Source organism: Flavobacterium fluviatile (genome assembly GCF_010645065.1).
Taxonomy (GTDB): domain Bacteria; phylum Bacteroidota; class Bacteroidia; order Flavobacteriales; family Flavobacteriaceae; genus Flavobacterium; species Flavobacterium fluviatile.
Genome location: NZ_JAADZW010000015.1, coordinates 1 through 18656, shown reverse-complemented (window position 1 = coordinate 18656; position 18656 = coordinate 1). Strand labels below are relative to the sequence as shown.

Below are 18656 nucleotides of genomic sequence, written 5' to 3'. Positions count from 1 at the left end.
ATAAAAGGAAAATAGTGCTCAAAAATCGCCGCTAAAATCTGTTTATTTTTTTGGCTGCAATTTTACTTCTTTAAGATTTACTTGATGCCATTTATCAGCTACCGGCATAAAGGATACTTCATGTTTTCCAGCTTTTGTAACATTAAAACAACCTAAATTTACCGTTTTAAAACGCTTTGGATTGCCACTTGCAGGAACGGTTACCGTTTTCGATTGACCGTTGAACGTTATTTTTATCTGCGTATCTTTTTCTCCAGAAAATTGGGCTATAATTTCCATTTCCTCTGGTTTTGTGATATCAAAATTCCAATATACTCTGGCTGTTTCGCTTTCCCAACTTCCCACCGTATCCGTGTGATCGTTGTATTGCGCTCCTGGCCCTTGCAGGTTTTCGTATTGTGCCTTAACAGCAGGCAACACTACTACTCCTTCGGCATCCTGACCGAGAGGTTTTTGAGGCAAAGCATTCGGCATTTCTTGCAATTTCAATACAATTACCGAAGCCACCTGATCTGGAGCAGTTCCAGTTAAAGCTACCTTAATCCCATCTTCGTCTGTTTGGGTTTTAAAACTGCGTTTTTTGTCTGTTAATAGATAGCAGCTTTCTACCTTATTTTTAAGTGCGACCGGAATAGACGCCCCTTCTTTCCAATTGTACACATGCAAATACAACAAACCCTTGTTATTTACCGTCTTCATGGTAATGCGTCCCCATTCTGGTTCGGTTGTCACAGGACTTGCCTGCGTACCGTAAATTGCTTCGCTGTTTTTATCCATCCAGCTGCCTATATCTTTTAGTCGCTCTACTGCTTCTGGTTTCAAAGTTCCTTCGCTAGTAGGACTCACATTTAATAAGTAGTTGCCTCCTTTACTGCTTTGGTCAATTAGATTGCGAATCAGTGTTTCGGTCGAATTGAATTTGTTATCATCGCTTCTGTATCCCCAACTACCGCTAATGGGCTGGCACAATTCCCAATACCTAGCCTCAGGTTTGTATCGGGGTCCATTTCGCTCAAACGTTTTATGATCACCAGGATAATTATCCCCCAAACGATCGTTGGTGATGATTTTTGGCTGTAATGCTGTAGTGATATGGTACAAACTATCAACTACCGATTTTGTCATTTCTCGCGGCGTGTCCCACCAAAATATAGCGATTGGTCCGTAGTCGGTCAACAATTGTTTAACTTCCGGCAGCGCTTTTTCATACACATATTGATCACTACTCACTCTTTTTAAATCCTTATCCCAAGTGTTACCTAAACCTCCTGGGTGATGCCAATCCTGAGCTTGTGAATAGTAAAAGCCAAATTTAATTCCTTGTTCCTGACAGGCTTTCGCTAATTCTTTTAAAACATCACGCTTAAAAGGCGTAGCATCGACAATATTGTAATCGCTGGCTTTAGAATCAAACATCGAAAAGCCATCATGATGTTTGGCTGTAATAACCATATATTTCATGCCTGCTTGCTTGGCAAGGGCTACAAATTCTTTGGCGTTGAATTTAGTCGGGTTGAATTCGGCTGCGAATTTTTCATACTCGGCTATCGGAATTTTGCCTTTATTCATAATCCATTCAGCACTGTTGGTTTGGGCTTCCCCTTTGTAAAAACCAGCAGGAACCGAATAAATTCCCCAATGTATAAACATCCCAAAACGAGCTTCTTCCCACCATTTCATTCTTTCTTCGAGTGAAATCTTTTGAGCAGCTGCCTTATTTTGCGCTTGAATGGTAGTAAAAAACACCATCAAAAATCCTAGTATAACGCCTGTTTTTTTCATTTTATTAAACTATTATTACATCCACAAATGGATTTAGTAGCAAACGGTAGACTTGCACTCTATTTCTATTTGAATTTTTCGGTGCTACGAAACTATCCTCAATCAAATTACAGCTTCAAACCTGCCTTTTAGATGAATTGCACCAAAGTACATCGAACATTCCTTATTTTGCGTTTACTACCGCCATCTCTCCTTTTTCTATTTTTTTAAGTCGTAACATGGCTTCCATAAAGTAATAATCAGCGTAAATAATAGGTACATCTATTTCGGAGTTCTTAGGATAATGTCCTGTAGAATGTAGTAAAAGCGCTTGATTGGTGTCTCCACTAAAATAATCTTTAGAAGCTAATTTCTGTACAAAGTTTTCCGCTGCACTGATAAATTTTTCTTTTAATTTCTCGTCCTCAACTAATGTTGCTAATTCTAACAAACCACAAGCTGCTACACCGGCAGCAGAAGCATCCTTAGGAGAATTAGGTATTTTTGGATCGTCAAAATCCCAGTATGGAATACCATCTTCTGGTAAACGATTTAAAAAATGCTCTGCTAATTTTATAGATGTGTTCAAAAATGCTTCATTTTTTGATTCTCTGTAAGCCACCGCAAACCCGTAAATTCCCCAGGTTTGTCCTCTTGACCACATGGATTGATCTGCAAATCCCTGGTGTGTTTGCCCTTTTATAAATTCACCTGTTTTTTTATTGAAACGCGCTAAATGATATACGGCATTGTCTGGTCTCACAATATATTTCATCGTAACTTCTGCATGGCGAACAGCAATATCGTACAGTTTTTTATCACCTCCGTTTTTTGCCGCCCAAAAAAGTAATTCTAAATTCATCATATTATCAATGATGGTGTTGTGACCAAGTTCTTTCACTTTTACAGGCCATGATAGGATAGAGCCAGCTTTAGGATTATATAAGGTAGCAAGCGTATCAGCAGCAGCCAACATTACCTTTTTGTATTCTTCATTTCCTGTTAGTCTATAGCCATTTCCATAACTACAATAGATTTGAAAACCAATATCATGATCTTCAGCTGGCGTATAAGCTATGACTTTTAAAGGCAGGGTAAATTTTTCAGCAGCAGCTTTAATCGTTTCATCACCTGAATATTCATAAGTATACCAAAGCACTCCAGGCCAAAAACCACTGCACCAATCTCTAACTCCTACTAAATTCCAATCCTTTTTTCCTTTTGTAATGTTTCTGGGAAAACTGTCGGCAACGGTTAACCCTTTTATTGTTTGTTTTGTTTTTAATACACTTAAATCTAATGTTTTTGCAGGGTTGAATACCGAGTCACCCTTTTTGCCTGACGAACAAGCAATAAGTACAAAAAAGGATAGGAATAAAAATAATCTTGCCATACTTACAGTCTTTTGGTTTTGAAATAATAATCTTTTTAACTTAAAATCTTTTGCAGAGATAATCTAGATGAATTTTAAACTCAAATAAAAACCCCTTTTCTAAAGAACAATTTTAAGAAGAAGAATAAAAAGCAAGTGTAAATTATTACTCAAAGACTGTAAGATATCATTCTTTTACCTAGTGTTTTTTGCGTAATTAATCAAAAATTAAAATAACACTTACCTATACTTTTAGTTATGGACAATTATCTTTCATTAGTTCATGTTATTTAAAAAGTATAAAAAACAAGTCTTTTTTAGTCTAATTGTCTTTTGCTGTCCAAAATGTAAATACACTTTTTACCTGTATATGCAAGATGATTAATTAAAGAATTCTTTTCTACCGATGCAAATCCAGTCTTTTATTGATTGACTTAAATGATGCTACTTTAATTATTATATAAGGAAAAAAGCTAAGAAACTTATAGTTATCTACTGAAGCCGCCCTCATCTTTAATACATAATTGCTATACAATTACTTCCCCCTAAACATTAGATCAATTATGAAAAGTGACTACATAAGGAATTCCTCTTTTAGAAAAAGAATTGCAATTGCAAAAAAATGACATCATTAAAATTTAAAAATTTATAATTAATAATTTCCATCAAAAAGTTACCAAAAGAAAATGTTTTTAATTATTCAACATCCTTAATAAATCAAAAGATTAAATTATCTATATAGCAAAAAAAATGTAACTAAATTTTTACTTTTATAAAATAATTAATCATTCACTAAGAATATAAGAATTATTTTCGAAAAAAGTATGCTTAAATAATACATTGTAGATAATATAACTATTAAGAGCTTATTATAAGCCAAAATGGGTCATAATTTACACACATAGACTCATGTTTTAATCTTTATAATTAATATTATTTATAAAATTGTTAACAGAAATACCCTCTAAAAAATAGCTAATTAATTTTAGTTAGTTATAACAAAATAAATTAACAAAATCCCTTTAACTATGAATAAAGAAAAACACACTTAACAGAAACGCATTTTTAAATTACTCACTAGTTTGCTTCTTAGCTATAACTTAAAACTAATAATGTTCATTTTTAATAAATAAACATTCACGATAAAATCAAACTCTATAAACAAAAGTATATTTATGTATCAAAGTAACACAACAAACAAATATTTAATAAAACCCAAACTTGTAGCGGTGTTATTACTTGGCTTAAGCATTAGTAGTACCTACGCTGGAGAAGAGCCATATAAAAAGTTGGAGACTTCAGTGGTTAGTAATCAAAACTTGACCATCACCGGAACAGTATCTTCTGCAGACGACGGTATGTCATTACCTGGTGTAAATATTTTCGTAAAAGGGAATCCCAAAATAAGCGCCTCAACCGATTTTGATGGTAAATATTCTATCAATGTACCTTCTAGCGACGCTATTTTAGTATTTAGTTTTATAGGATACAAAACAAAAGAAATTCCATTAAACGGCCAGACTGCATTAAATGTCATCTTAGAATCAAACCTAAGTGAGTTGGATGAAGTTATTGTTGTTGGTTATGGTACATCAAAAAAAGAGTCTTTAACAGGCTCTATTGATCAGGTTACTTCAGAAGTTTTTGAAGATCGTGCCGTTTCTAACGTTGCCCTCGCCTTACAAGGAGAAACTCCTGGATTAGTAATTAACAGATCTTCTTCAAGACCAGGAAACGAAGGTATAAACTTAACAATAAGGGGAGCTACTTCGGTAAACGGAGGAAGTCCACTAATTGTTATTGATGGTGCTCCAGTATTTGATGATAACGAATTTTTTCAAATGAACCCTGATGACATTCAAAGCGTAAGTGTACTTAAAGATGGTGCTGCTTCAATTTACGGTTCAAGAGCTGCAAACGGTGTAATCTTGGTAACTACTAAAAAAGGTAAAGGTAAAATGAAGGTGGAATTTAGTACTATGCTTAGAGCCAATATACTGGGAAAAAGGCCTCCTCTTACCAATTATCAAGAGTACGGACAATTATGGTTAGATGCTGCTGAACAAGACACTACACCTAACTACTGGAATTGGGGGAAGGAAACTGTTGAGGGCTTTGCTTCTGGTCAAGCAGGATTTTATCAAACGGTTCCAGGCGCATGGGGTTATAATGGACTTGTGTATTTGGGTCCATCCGATCGTTATGATGAATTGTATGGTAGTAATACCGGACAGCAACAAAATTTAAGTATATCTGGAAGTTCTGAGCAAGCCAGATATAGAGTGTCTTTTGGTCATTCTGAATCTGAAGGCGCTCTTAAAACAGCCTATGATGGAATAAAACAATACTCTTTGAGGTTAAACACCGATTTTGACATTACTGAAAAATTAAATTTAGGAACAAATATCTCCTTGCAAAAAAATCTTACCTCCAGCCCAACTTCTTCATTTGGTCGTGCATTGGTAACTCAAGATCCACCTGTTTTTCCGGCTAAAAATCCAATGGGACAATGGTATGCCAACTTTGGTGTTGGAAACAACAACTCTATTGCCGGTACTACTGATGGTGGAAGAGATGATATAGATGAAGTGATTGGTAGAATTACTTTAAATCTTAATTATGATATTGGTTCAGGATTTAGTGCTAATGCAAACGCAACTTACAATAATGTGAACGAAAGACGTGATATTACAACTTTAAATGTTCCGTTATACAATTGGAATGGCGAAAACACTAACTCCATCAATCCAAATCCAAAAATTGAATCTAAAGCAACCTCATCTTCCTATCAGACCTATGGTGCTTTTTTAAACTATGAAAAAAGGTTAGGTGATCATAACTTCAAAGCCATGGTTGGTTTAACTGCCGAAAAATATATGTATGAAGCTGTTTTAGGTAGAAAATTTGGACTTGTAGATGAAGGTGTATATGATATTGATGTTGCTACAGGTGTTCAGCAAACAGAAGGGGGACAAACTCAATATGGTCTATATTCTTATTTAACAAGAATTAATTACGATTACAAAAACAAATACTTAATTGAGTTAGTAGGCAGACGAGATGGGTCTTCTCGATTTGCAGAAGGCTATAAATTTAATAATTACGGTAATGTGTCTGTGGGCTGGAATATGCACAAAGAAGCATTTTTAGAAAACTTTGAAGATTTAAGTAATTTAAAACTTCGTGCGAGTGTTGGTACTAGTGGTAATCAAGTTGGTATCGGACCATATGATTATGTATCTACAATTGGATTCGGCACTGAACTATTTGGTACAGGAGGAACATTAAGTCCAACGGCTTATATTGATGGATTAACCACCACTACACGTACATGGGAAGAAGTTGTGATGAAAAATGCCGGTATTGATTTAGGATTTTTTAATAATAAACTTTCAGGATCTTTCGATATCTATGAAAAAGTTAATAATGGGATGCTTATAAATGTTACTTATCCAGAAGTTTTAGGAGCAACACCTCCTAAAACCAATAGTGGAACGTTACGAACTACTGGCTGGGAGGCATCTTTAAACTGGAAGGACACTAAAGGAGATTTTTCATATAACGTTGGCTTTAATATGAGTGACAGTAAAAACAACTTAGTTAATTTAGAGGGAGGAAATGCGATACAAGCTGGTGTTCGTACTAGTGTAGAAGGATATCCTTTAAACTCATATTTTGTATGGGAAACAGATGGTTTTTTTCAAACACAAGCAGAGGTTGACGCGTATATAGCGCAGTATGGTGGTCCCGGATCTGAAATTCCTTTAGGAGCATCTGCTCTGCGTGTAGGAGATGCTAAAAAAGTTGATTTAGATGGTAACGGAGTAATCAATGATCAAAATGCAAATGCTGAAAAAGGCCAAGGAGATGTCAAATACATTGGGGATGCTCAGTCTCATTATGTTTTTGGTATTAACTTAGGTGCAAAATATAAAGGTTTTGATTTTACAGCACTTTTTCAAGGCCAACTAGAACAAAATGTTATTAGAGGAGAAATTAATGCCTACCCATTTAGTGTACCATATTCAAACCAAACTACGGCTTATAATGGAAAAATGTGGACTTCGGAAAACACCGGAGCCAACTATCCAAGATTAACAGCCCAAAATAATCTTGCGAGATGGAATTGGGATAGCAACGACTTTTTCGTGCAAAATAACAGATACATCCGATTAAAAAATATTGTAGTTGGATATACATTGCCTAAATATCTTTTAGATAAATTAAAAATGGAAAAAATAAGAATTTATCTTTCTGGAAATGATCTTTTTGAATTTAGTTCCCTTGTTGATGGTTTTGATCCTGAATCTGGGGTTACTTTAGCGAATACCAACGATAATAACAGAAACATTTATCCCTTTCAAAGAACTTTTGCGTTAGGAGTAAATATATCATTTTAAGTAATAGCAAAAATTCAGATTTATAAATTTTAAAAAAAATCACATGAAAAAAATAATAATCTTATTCTCATTTGCCTGCTTATTGCTTAGCTGCGAGGATAAATTTCTTGACTTGCAAGATTTAGATAGTATAACAGAGCAGGTATACTTTGATAAACCGCAAGACTTTGTAAATGCATCTAATAACTTTTATAGAGGTCTTCATTCCCCTCAAAGAACCAATAACGATGGTTTTGATATGATCACTGATTATGGTACTGAGTTGAGCGGGTATTTTCAAGATTACGGACAAGGAATTAATACTGCAACCGATACCGATATTTACTGGAATAATGGATATACTTATATCAGAGATATAAATGTTTTACTTCAAAAAGCAGATGAATATGTAAAAAAAGGATACGGTACTAAAGAAGAAATAAGTGTTCCAGTGGCTACAGCATATTTTTTTAGAGCTTACCAACATTTTAGATTATTAAAACGCTTTGGAGGAGTTCCAATTGTTACTGAAGTGACAAATGTTGATTCAGATATTTTGTATGCTCCTAGAAATAGCAGATATGAAGTGGTAAAACAAATTCTTGCCGATTTAGATTTAGCGATAGCGGGGCTTCCACAAACAACAACAGGCGACGACCTTGGTAAAATTAGCAGCACTGCCGCATTAGCTTATAAAGCCCGCGTGCTTTTATTTGAAGGTACTTGGGAAAAATACGTAGGCACAGTTACCGATTTTCAGGGATCTGGATCAGAAAATAATGCTGCGGCATACATAGCGCAAGCTGTTACTGCTGCCAAAGCAGTTATGGATAAAAACCAATATGAAATTTGGGACAAGAACAGCGACCCTAAAATGGAAAATAATTCATACAAATGGTTGTTTACCTTAGAGGGCTCAAACTCGAATCCGGGAGGATATACTAAAGCAACAAATAAGGAATTTATTATTCAAACTATTTTTGATCATGATTCTGGTAATCAACTTGGAGCAGGACAATTTACACAAATTAACGCTGCCAGAAATGCTCCTACACAAATTGCATTAGACATGTATAGCAGTATAGATGGGTTACCAATTGCTAAGTCACCATTATTTCAAGGTTACGCAAAACAATCGACACAATTTATAAATAGAGACCGAAGAATGTGGGGTAACTTTGGAGAAAGTGTTATCAATAATGGTTCTCGTCCTATTCAGGTTATTTCAAGTGTAAACAACTCCAATTTGACCAACTGGAAATTTACAACCTGGAACAAATACAGAGCTGTAGGAACAGAAGGTTATAACTATCCACACTTGAGATATGCAGAAGTACTACTTACTTATGCAGAAGCCCTGTATGAAAGAGATGGTTTTATCTCAGATGGTGATTTGGATATTTCAATTAATATACTAAGAAAAAGAGCTAAAATCGCTCCTCTTACAAATGCATTGGTAAACAATAACAACCTGAATATGTTAGATGAAATTCGGAGAGAAAGAACAGTTGAATTATACATGGAAGATAACAATCACTGGAATGACATTCGAAGATGGGATACAGCAATAAGTTTAATTAATAAGGATTTAGTTGGATATGTAATTGAAGGTACTGAGTATGCCACAAATACCAATCTATTTAATCCTTCAACGGCAATTTATGGATATGTTGAGGACTATCCTTCTGGGGTGGGGCCGGTTAAAGCATTAATCATTGATGCTAAAGCCAACAGACCTTACAGTCATAAAAATTATTTATGGCCATTACCAATAAACGAAACGGTACAAAATACAAATTTGGTACAAAATCCTGGTTGGTAATCACATGATTTTTAATAATTAGTAATAGTTTTTTTTTGTTTTTAAAAGCAGTTGGAATGTTATTTCTCAACTGCTTTTTTTTATTTGTGTATTGTTATGAGGACAATCCCTTTTACCATTTCATTATAAGCTTTTTAGAAAAATTTAACCTAATAGTTTCATTATTTTAATGACAAGCGTAACGGAGTACTCAGCTCTTATAAAATCTTAAGAAGTATAGTCTTAAAATGCAACTTGTTTTGGGTTTTAGTATCTAATTTATTACGTAAACATTTTTTTTACTTGAATATATAAACCAAAAAAGTTAATAACAAAAAAGCTGCCTCAAGTTTTGTGGCAGCTTATAATGTTGTTTAATAACAACTATTTATTACAATACATTGTGATGAATTCTATCCAGCTAAAAAATAATATACAAGGCAAGCAAATATATCCTACAGTTTATTTTATGATATGATTTGGAAAATCAACGGTTTTTTCACAGCAAATTTGCTCCATCACCTGCTGTAATTCGGTTTTTAAAAGCGAAATAGTATGGTCTCCACCTTGTCTTCCTAAAGCTGCAACTCCATACATGAATGAGCGTCCTAAAAACGTAAAATCGGCTCCGCTAGCCATCGATCTAGCAATGTCAGGGCCAGAGCGAATTCCACTATCCATCATTACTTTTATATCTTTTCCGTATTTTTCAGCAATTCTTGCCAGCGGTTTGATTGATGATTCTCCCGCGTCTAATTGTCTTCCGCCATGGTTAGAAACAATTACTCCATCGATACCCAAAGTAATGGCTTTTTCTACATCGTATTCATTTGCTATCCCTTTAATAACCAATTTCCCTTTCCACCTATCGCGAATCGGTTTGATTTTTTCTTCGTTTAATCGACCTGAGAATGTGGCGTCCATGAATTTTCCTAATTGTTTTAAATCCAAACCTTTTGGCATGTAAGGCTTAAGGGTTTCAAAATTAGGTTGACCGTATTTTAATGTGTTAAAAGCCCATTCTGGCTTTCCTAATACTTGCAAAATATTTGCCACCGACATTTTGGGTGGCATGGCGAGTCCGTTACGAATATCTCTTGGGCGGAATCCAAATGTAGGTACATCAGATAATATGACCAGCACAGGACATTCGGCAGCTTCGGCTCTTTTGATAATGCTATCGCGTAAGCTATTTTCGGCAGGATGATACAATTGAAACCACGATTTTCCTTCGGTTATTTCTGCAATTCTTTCAATACTGCTCGTTGTTACCGTACTTAGGATAAAAGGAATATTATGTTCAAAAGCAGCCTTAGCTAAAATTTCGGGAGCATTGGGCCACATTAAACCTTGTAATCCTACGGGAGCAATACCAAAGGGAGCATCATAGGTATGACCAAAAAGTTCCGTTTTCATGCTCGAACCCGTATGCTTGCTTAGATAATAGGGTAATAACTCTACGTCTCTAATTTCTTTAGTGTTTTTATAAAGGTTTACATCTTCATTACAACCACCATCAAGGTATTCAAAAGCGAAACGTGGAATTTGCTTTTGAGCTTTCTTCCTTAAATCATCTATTGAAGGGTATTTGGTGTTGATTTTTATTTCCTTATTATTGTTCATTTTTATTTATTTTTCTTCAAATTCAACAAAAAATGAATTTAAATTTTAAGCGTAATTTCCTTTAATTACAAGTTAGCCTTACAGTTCAAAAATTTTATTCATTAATACCCATTTTTCTCCAGGTTTTGCACTAGGCAATGCTTTTTGATATTTCCACATAATAGTTTCCCATTGTTGCACAATGGGATTTTTAGCATCCATTTTTGCTTTCTTTTCTAAAGAAAAAGTAGCATTGGTATCCATAATCAAAAATAACCTGTCGTGTACCTGATATATTTCGGCATTCACAATTCCTGCTTCTTGCAAGCTTTCAATGATTTCCGGCCAAACTATTTTATGGTACTCAATATAATCTCTGATAAGTTTAGAATCATTAATTAAATCCAATGCAAAACAATATCTTTTCATTTTTATAATTATAAAGATGCTTTCTTGTTATCCAGCATCTGTTGTTTTTTAATATTTAAGCGAATTAATTATAGACTTTCAAAGTCCTATAGCCATAGATAGCAATAATAAAGAAACAAGAAAATGGCAGTAAGAAGGAAATATTGACAGCTGAGTAGTTTCCTATTGTTTTAAAATCAATAATTAATCCCTGAAGGATAGGCATAATGGCGCCACCCACTATTGCCATTACTAACCCAGCTGCACCAAGCGTGGTATCTTCTTCCTTTAAACCATGTAATGCAATTCCGTATATTGTAGGAAACATTAAAGACATAAAAAAGGACGTAGCCACTAGAAAATACAGCCCCAAAATGCCCCCAACAAAAACAACGCAAAAAGTGGTAATCATACCTCCGAAAGCAAAAGTCGTTAGTAATATTCTTGAACTTACATATTTCATTAAAAAAGTACAAATAAACCTACTGATTAAAAAGAGAGCCATAGCTATAATATTATAATTTTGAGCTTCTGCTTTAGTAATTCCCAGATTTTCTGCATATTGAATTATAAAAGTCCAACACATAATTTGTGCAGCAACATAAAACAATTGGGCTATAACCCCCTCTCTATATTTTCCGTTTTTGATTAAACGTTTGAAACTATCATATGCAGAACCTGTAATTTGATTTTTGGCTTGCTCTGGCATTTTTAAGAGAGTAATTACTAAAAACATGGCAATTACTACAAATCCGAGAATTAAGTAAGGGTTTCGAATCACCTCCAAATCATGGGTTCTAATAACCATTTTTTGAGCTTCATCTAAATTGGTAAAAATCAATTCGCCAAACTCGTTTCTTTTATCTGATTCTAAGAAAGTGAGAATAAATTTAGAAGCTACAAACATGCCTAATAGTGAACCGATAGGATTAAAAGCCTGAGCTAAATTTAATCGCTGTGTGGCGGTTCGCTCATCCCCCATCGATAAAATATAAGGATTTGCAGTAGTTTCTAAAAAAGCCAATCCAAAAGTTAAAATATAAAGAGAAATTAAAAAGAATTCGAAAATCTCATATTTTGCAGCTGGATAAAATAACAAGGCTCCAAAAGCATAAAGTCCCAATCCTAATAAAATTCCTTTTTTATAACTGTGTTTTCTAACAAAAAGAGCAGCAGGTATAGCCATAGTGGCATATCCACCATAAAAGGCAAATTGAATTAGCGCTGCTTTAGCGTTAGAAATTTCCATAACGGTAGCAAAAGCCGCAACCATAGGGTTTGTAATATCATTAGCAAAAGCCCATAAGGCAAATAAAGATGTAATTAATATAAAAGGCAGCAACACCTTTTTTGATACGACAGGTACTCTTGTAGTTTTTTCCATTTTGTAATATTATAAAGCTCTATCCAAATGCGTATAGCCACCGTCTATAAAAAACAATTGGCCAGTTGTGTGGCTTGATTTTTCAGATAATAAAAAAACTACCGTATTGGCAATTTCTTCAGTAGTTGTCATTCTTTTCTCAAATGGAATCTTATCAGTGATTTCTTTTAGTTTTTGCTCAGGATTAGGAAAAGTATCAATCCATTTTTTATATAAAGGCGTAAAGCTTTCTGCTACAATTACGGCATTTACTCTAATGCTGTACGGTAGTAATTCTACTGCCCATTCTCTTGTGAGTGCATTTCTCCCACCATTCGCAGCAGCATAACCTGAAGTGCCTCCCTGGCCTGTTACTGAGGTTTTAGAACCAATATTTACAATAGGTCCCTTGCTTTTTTTTAATTCTGGTAAACAATAATGAGCTAACATATAGTAGTGAGTCAAATTTCTTTTAATAGACTCCATAAAACTATCGTAGTCCCCGCTTTCAAGTCCTACATTATCATTTACTCCTGCATTGTTAACCAATCCGTCGATGCGACCAAATTCTTTTATTACTTGTTCTACAGCCAATTTACATTGTTCAGGATCTGTTAGTTCTGCAAAAGCATAGGAAGCTTTTTGGTTTTTATCATGAATGAATTGGACTGCTTCAACAATATTTGATTGACTTCTTCCTAGAATAACCGGTATGGCTCCCTCCTCGGCAAGCAGATTACAAATACCATTGCCAATCCCTTTAGAGCCACCTGTTACTATAATTACTTTGTCTTTTAATCCTAAATCCATAAGTGTACTTTTTTTAAATTCTATTATAAATTATAAAATCGCCTGGCATTCAATCCCATTATTTTGTCAACTTCATCACTTGCATAATCTTTAAAATAAGATAAAACTATATGAAGCGCCTCATGGTACTCTGATGCTAGTAATTGAACAGGCCAATCAGAACCAAATAATAACCGGTCCGTACCAAAACTATTGACTATAACATCTATATACAAATCAAAATCAACTTGTTGCCATTTCCAATCTACTGATTCGGTTACTAATCCAGATAGTTTACAGCTAACATTTGGATGTTTCGCCAGCTTATTGATGGAAAAAGACCAGTTTACATCAGGCTTTCCCTCCATTTTAGGTTTTCCAATATGATCTAAAACAAATTTCTGATTCGGAAAATGTTCAACGAGTTGAATTACCTCCTCTAATTGGTGTTGATAAACCAGCAAATCATAAGTCAACCCATATTTTTCCAAAAGAGAAATTCCTCTTAAAAAGTCGGGTTGCAGCATATAGCCTGCAGGTTTTCCCTGCACAATATGCCGTAATCCTTTCAGTTTTTTGTTAGTTGAAAAAAAATCTAATGTTGCCCCTAACTCCGGATCAAAAAAATCCAGCCATCCCACTACGCCTTTTATCCAATCATTTTGATCAGCGAGATTTAGTAAAAAACGAGTTTCATTTACAGATTCATCTGCCTGGACAGCAATACAGCCTTCAAAATCATGAGCTTGTAAAATGGGAAACAAATCGGATGGCAGAAAATTTCTCTGAATTTTTTGCATGCTATCATCAATCCATGCATCTTTCACGGGATGATAAATCCAAAAGTGCTGATGTGCATCAATACGCATTATATGTAAGCTTTTACATTTTGCGTAGAAATACCTAAACCATCAATTCCTAGTTCCATTACATCTCCTTCTTTTAAATACATTGGAGGAGTAAGACCCAAACCTACACCAAAAGGAGTACCTGTAGAAATGATATCCCCTGGCAACAAGGTCATAAACTGACTGATATGACTTACAACATATTGTACATTAAATATAAAATCAGATGTACTGCTGTTTTGCATTATTTCTCCATTCAATTTCAGCCATAGGTTAAGATTATTTGGGTTTGGAATTTCATCTTTAGTGGCAATATAAGGACCTACGGGTGCAAAAGTATCACATCCTTTTCCTTTACACCATTGTCCTGAACGCTCAATTTGAAAAGCACGCTCACTTACATCATTGTGTAAAACATAACCCGCAATATGGTCAAAAGCATCGGCTTCATCTACATAAGAGGCTTTTTTACCTATTACAATAGCCAGTTCCACTTCCCAGTCGCTTTTTGTACTTCCTTTTGGCATGATTACATCATCATTAGGTCCAACGATAGCAGTAGTAGATTTAAAGAACAATACTGGTTCTTTTGGCACTTCCATACCAGCTTCGGCAGCATGTTGTGCATAATTTAATCCTACACAAACCAATTTTGAAGGTCTTACCAACGGAGAACCCAAACGAGTGGATTCGCCTACCACCGGACAATTGTCTTGATTTTCTTTTAACCAACCTTCTAATTTTTCAATGCCATCATTTCCAAAAAACTCTTCGTTAAAATCACTTCCAAAAGCAGATACATCTATTCTTTTTCCATTTTCTAATTGTACTCCTGGCTTCTCACTACCAGTTGCTCCAAATCGTATTAATTTCATTTTTGATATTTTTTTAATTGTTTTTATTGCCCGTTTAAAGTTACAAAACCGCCATCAATAGCATAATTGCTTCCAGTGATAAAAGAAGCTTCATCTGAACATAAATATAAAACTAAATTGGCAATTTCTTCTGGTTCTCCCATTCTTCCAATAGGCTGTGTTTTAGATAGTTTTTCAAAAATTTCAGATTCTTGACCGGGATAATTTTTTTCGATAAAACCGTCCACGAAAGGCGTATGGACTCTTGCAGGAGATATACAATTGCATCGAATCCCATATTTCACATAATCTTTAGCTATAGAATAGGTCATAGTCAAAACAGCACCCTTAGTCATTGAATAGGCAAATCGGTCAAAAATCCCTACAGAAGAAGCTATAGAAGCCATATTGAGAATAGTTCCCCCTTGAGTTTTCATGAAAGGAATTGCCGCTTGGATACAATTGTAAACTCCTTTAATATTAACCTGATACAACCTGTCTAAGTCTGCTTCAGAAGTGTTTTCAATATTCCCAACATGAGCAATACCGGCATTATTTATTAAAATATCAATATTGTTATCACCCGCTATATCTACAATAAGGGTCGTTACTTCTTCCTGATTTACTACATTGCATTGGTAAGCGAAAGCTTTACCTCCAAATGCTTTAATTTCTGCTACCGTTTTTTGACCATTTCCTACATTCATTTCTAAAATATGAACTGTAGCTCCTTGTTCTGCTAAAGCAAGGGCTATGGCTTTCCCAATACCGCTTCCGCCTCCTGTAATAATTGCATTTTTGTTAGTTAAATCAAACCTCATTTTTAAATTTTACTAGTTATTAATTTCCTGCCAAATTTTTCCCACAGGGTATTCAAAATCTATTAAAGATTGCTCTTTCATAGTAATGCTATATCCTGGCATTGTTGGTAACATGTACGCTCCATTTTTAATTATAACTGGATCATAAAAATGTTCATGAAGATGATCAACATATTCTATAATTCTGTTTTCTAAGCTTCCGCTGATAACAATATAGTCAATCATGGATAAATGTTGTACGTATTCACACAATCCTACTCCACCTGCGTGAGGACAAACAGGAACGTTGAACTTAGCCGCCATCAATAAAATAGCTAAAATCTCATTGACACCACCTACTCTACAGCTGTCTATCTGACAAATTCCAATAGCATCTGCTTGTAAAAGTTGTTTGAACATTACTCTGTTTTGACAGTGCTCACCAGTAGCTACTTTAATAGGCGCTACAGCTTTAGCAATAGTTGCATGACCTAAAACATCATCTGGGCTTGTAGGCTCTTCAATCCACCAAGGATTAAACTTTTTTAATTCGCCCATATTGGCAATAGCCTCGTTCACATCCCATTTTTGATTGGCATCCATCATTAATTTCAAATCATCACCAATTTCTTCTCTAATAATTGCAGCACGGCGCATATCGTCCTGAAGATCTGAACCAACTTTAATTTTCATGTGTTTGAAACCTTCTGCTTTGGCTTCTTTACACAAACGTCTCATTTTTTCATCCGAATAACCCAACCAACCCGCAGAAGTTGTATAAGCAGGGTAACCCGTTGCTTCCAAATTTTTAATGCGTTCCTTTTTAGTTGCTTCTTTATTCTTTAACATGGCTAAAGCCTCCTCTGCAGTGATCGCATCAGTAATATAGGTAAAATCAACACAGGCAATAAATTGTTCTGGTGTCATATCTGCCAATAATTTCCATAGAGGCTTCCCCTCTACCTTTGCATATAAATCCCAAACGGCATTTACAATAGCTCCAGTAGCCAAATGGATTACTCCTTTTTCGGGTCCTAACCAACGCAATTGGCTATCACCAGTAATCATTCGCCAAAAACCAGCCATATCATTCGTAAAAGTTGACAATGCTTTACCAATTAGTAATGGGCTTAAAGAATTAATTGCGGCAACACAAAGCTCATTACCCCTGCCGATAGTAAATGTCAAACCATGTCCTGATATTCCATCGGGATGATTTGTTTCTAAAATAACATAGGCTGCAGAATAATCGGGATCTGGATTCATAGCATCAGATCCGTCTAATGATTTACTTGTTGGAAAACGTACGTCTTTTATAACTAAGTTTGTAATAATAATTTCTTTACTCATTCTGTTAGATTTTAAAAAGTAAAGATAGTTTTGCTTATTTACGAACGCTACCAAAAAAGATGCACATACTAATACTTATTTTGCCTTATTCTTAATTTTATGAAGTTTTATGAAATTTGTAGGCGACATTCCTTTTATCTCTTTGAAATGCCTGTTAAAATTTGAAAGGTTATTATAGCCACAATCATAGCAGATATTGGAAATATTATAATTTGCCTCTAAAAGTAGTTTACAAGCAAAACCAATTCTAATTTCATTCAAATAACGAGTTACTGTTTTTCCTTGTATCCGTTTGAAAAAACGGCTAAATGCAGAGTGATTCATCGCAACAGCATTGGCTATGTCGCCAGAGCTAATATTATTTTTAAAGTTATCAAAAATAAAATCATACATTTTATCTAATACATCATTACCTCCTTTACCTGGAACTGTGCGGAAACCTATACTTGACAATACTGTTTGGTCTTTGTGATGAGCTAACTGATTTAAAATTTTCAACAGCTCAATAATCCGGTCAAAACCATTCTTTTTATTTAAAGTCAAAATTTTAGCTTTTAAATCGTCATCTGTGTTTTCAAAACGAATGCCTTGGCTTGCTCTGCTAAACATATCCTGAATGGGCAACATTTCTGAAGTGGCCGTAAACATAGTCCCTAAAAAATCTTCATTAAAATGTATGGCAATAGCTTCTGCTGTTAGTTTTGATTCCTTCTGAAAATATTTCTCATCATTTAGGAATTTATGCGGCAAATTTTTTCCTATCAAATATAATTCACCTTCTTCAAACTTTTCAATGTTATCTCCTATAAATAATGTTCCAGTACTTTTTAAAATGATAACAAACTCCAATTCAACATGACAATGCCATTTTTTCAAAAAATGGCCATCCTCATTCAAACTTATCGAAAAACATTGATTATTAATATTTGTTCTGTTTAGTAAATGAAGTTTCATTAAGTTGCAATCTAAAAATTAATGGTGAGAAAAGTAATAATCATATTCAAATGGGAAAATTACAAATTAATTATAAAAGAGGGATGAAATTAAGAAATTTCATAAATCCTCGCCAATCGCCTTTAATCTTCATTATCTCTTCAAGATTTTCATAATTAGTTGTAAATATTAGTTTAAGCAATACTATCTGAAGAATTATGTTTTTTGAATAACAACGAACTTAATAATGATTTTTCGACCGATTAAAAATTTTGATATAAAAACTTATAGCCCGATGACATATCTCTTTCTTTGGTAGGGTAGTGTCTCACTAACTGTGTAAGTTGAAAAGTTATTCTGAAAAATATTTGAGCTCTTTTAAAAAGCCCAAAAATT

General features: G+C 34.5%; 13 protein-coding genes. 2 read left to right on the top strand and 11 right to left on the bottom strand.

Annotation, left to right across the window (positions count from 1 at the left end):
• Positions 1–42: 42 nt before the first annotated feature.
• Together GXM17_RS14530 and GXM17_RS14525 are read right to left on the bottom strand one after the other, a co-directional pair.
• A complete protein-coding gene (locus GXM17_RS14530) occupies positions 43–1782 on the bottom strand; it encodes an alpha-L-fucosidase (protein WP_163400050.1) in 1740 nt (579 codons plus the stop codon).
• 163 nt (positions 1783–1945) lie between these two features.
• Entirely contained in the window at positions 1946–3154 is a 1209-nt protein-coding gene (locus GXM17_RS14525; RefSeq protein ID WP_163400049.1) for a glycoside hydrolase family 88 protein, read from the bottom strand.
• Positions 3155–4308: 1154 nt separating this feature from the next.
• Here GXM17_RS14525 and GXM17_RS14520 point away from each other — a divergent pair.
• Together GXM17_RS14520 and GXM17_RS14515 are read left to right on the top strand one after the other, a co-directional pair.
• Complete coding sequence (locus tag GXM17_RS14520) at positions 4309–7533, top strand: SusC/RagA family TonB-linked outer membrane protein (RefSeq protein WP_163400048.1); 3225 nt, start codon at positions 4309–4311, stop codon at positions 7531–7533.
• Positions 7534–7576: 43 nt separating this feature from the next.
• Positions 7577–9334 carry a RagB/SusD family nutrient uptake outer membrane protein gene (locus GXM17_RS14515; protein WP_163400047.1) on the top strand — a complete coding sequence of 586 codons (1758 nt, stop codon included), beginning with the start codon at positions 7577–7579 and terminating at the stop codon, positions 9332–9334.
• Between the two features lie 441 nt (positions 9335–9775).
• Here the strand turns inward: GXM17_RS14515 and GXM17_RS14510 are convergent, their stop codons facing one another.
• The 9 genes from GXM17_RS14510 to GXM17_RS14470 form a co-directional block, all read right to left on the bottom strand.
• Positions 9776–10936 carry an alpha-hydroxy acid oxidase gene (locus tag GXM17_RS14510; RefSeq protein ID WP_163400046.1) on the bottom strand — a complete coding sequence of 387 codons (1161 nt, stop codon included), beginning with the start codon at positions 10934–10936 and terminating at the stop codon, positions 9776–9778.
• Between the two features lie 78 nt (positions 10937–11014).
• Positions 11015–11344 carry an L-rhamnose mutarotase gene (locus GXM17_RS14505; protein WP_163400045.1) on the bottom strand — a complete coding sequence of 110 codons (330 nt, stop codon included), beginning with the start codon at positions 11342–11344 and terminating at the stop codon, positions 11015–11017.
• 64 nt (positions 11345–11408) lie between these two features.
• Positions 11409–12707: an L-fucose:H+ symporter permease gene (gene fucP, locus GXM17_RS14500; protein WP_163400044.1), complete on the bottom strand. Its 1299-nt coding sequence runs from the start codon at positions 12705–12707 to the stop codon at positions 11409–11411.
• A 9-nt stretch (positions 12708–12716) separates the two neighbouring features.
• Positions 12717–13496 (bottom strand): L-fucose dehydrogenase, encoded by a 780-nt coding sequence (locus GXM17_RS14495; protein WP_163400043.1) that lies wholly within the window; start codon positions 13494–13496, stop codon positions 12717–12719.
• A 23-nt stretch (positions 13497–13519) separates the two neighbouring features.
• Complete coding sequence (locus tag GXM17_RS14490; RefSeq protein ID WP_163400042.1) at positions 13520–14344, bottom strand: amidohydrolase family protein; 825 nt, start codon at positions 14342–14344, stop codon at positions 13520–13522.
• Complete coding sequence (locus tag GXM17_RS14485) at positions 14344–15198, bottom strand: fumarylacetoacetate hydrolase family protein (RefSeq protein ID WP_163400041.1); 855 nt, start codon at positions 15196–15198, stop codon at positions 14344–14346. Before GXM17_RS14485 ends, GXM17_RS14490 begins: the two co-directional genes overlap by 1 nt.
• 23 nt (positions 15199–15221) lie before the next feature.
• Positions 15222–15998 (bottom strand): SDR family NAD(P)-dependent oxidoreductase, encoded by a 777-nt coding sequence (locus tag GXM17_RS14480; RefSeq protein ID WP_163400040.1) that lies wholly within the window; start codon positions 15996–15998, stop codon positions 15222–15224.
• A gap of 12 nt (positions 15999–16010) precedes the next feature.
• Positions 16011–17327: an L-fuconate dehydratase gene (locus tag GXM17_RS14475; protein WP_163400039.1), complete on the bottom strand. Its 1317-nt coding sequence runs from the start codon at positions 17325–17327 to the stop codon at positions 16011–16013.
• 75 nt (positions 17328–17402) lie between these two features.
• A complete protein-coding gene (locus tag GXM17_RS14470; RefSeq protein WP_163400038.1) occupies positions 17403–18281 on the bottom strand; it encodes an AraC family transcriptional regulator in 879 nt (292 codons plus the stop codon).
• Positions 18282–18656: the final 375 nt, after the last annotated feature.

What these genes read in the sequence shown, in the direction of transcription:
- GXM17_RS14470 (WP_163400038.1), bottom strand. Translation starts at nt 18,281, where the DNA reads ATGAAACTTCATTTACTAAACAGAACAAATATTAATAATCAATGTTTT.
- GXM17_RS14495 (WP_163400043.1), bottom strand. Translation starts at nt 13,496, where the DNA reads ATGGATTTAGGATTAAAAGACAAAGTAATTATAGTAACAGGTGGCTCT.
- GXM17_RS14485 (WP_163400041.1), bottom strand. Translation starts at nt 15,198, where the DNA reads ATGAAATTAATACGATTTGGAGCAACTGGTAGTGAGAAGCCAGGAGTA.
- GXM17_RS14505 (WP_163400045.1), bottom strand. Translation starts at nt 11,344, where the DNA reads ATGAAAAGATATTGTTTTGCATTGGATTTAATTAATGATTCTAAACTT.
- GXM17_RS14515 (WP_163400047.1), top strand. Translation starts at nt 7,577, where the DNA reads ATGAAAAAAATAATAATCTTATTCTCATTTGCCTGCTTATTGCTTAGC.
- GXM17_RS14475 (WP_163400039.1), bottom strand. Translation starts at nt 17,327, where the DNA reads ATGAGTAAAGAAATTATTATTACAAACTTAGTTATAAAAGACGTACGT.
- GXM17_RS14490 (WP_163400042.1), bottom strand. Translation starts at nt 14,344, where the DNA reads ATGCGTATTGATGCACATCAGCACTTTTGGATTTATCATCCCGTGAAA.
- fucP (WP_163400044.1), bottom strand. Translation starts at nt 12,707, where the DNA reads ATGGAAAAAACTACAAGAGTACCTGTCGTATCAAAAAAGGTGTTGCTG.
- GXM17_RS14510 (WP_163400046.1), bottom strand. Translation starts at nt 10,936, where the DNA reads ATGAACAATAATAAGGAAATAAAAATCAACACCAAATACCCTTCAATA.
- GXM17_RS14525 (WP_163400049.1), bottom strand. Translation starts at nt 3,154, where the DNA reads ATGGCAAGATTATTTTTATTCCTATCCTTTTTTGTACTTATTGCTTGT.
- GXM17_RS14530 (WP_163400050.1), bottom strand. Translation starts at nt 1,782, where the DNA reads ATGAAAAAAACAGGCGTTATACTAGGATTTTTGATGGTGTTTTTTACT.
- GXM17_RS14480 (WP_163400040.1), bottom strand. Translation starts at nt 15,998, where the DNA reads ATGAGGTTTGATTTAACTAACAAAAATGCAATTATTACAGGAGGCGGA.
- GXM17_RS14520 (WP_163400048.1), top strand. Translation starts at nt 4,309, where the DNA reads ATGTATCAAAGTAACACAACAAACAAATATTTAATAAAACCCAAACTT.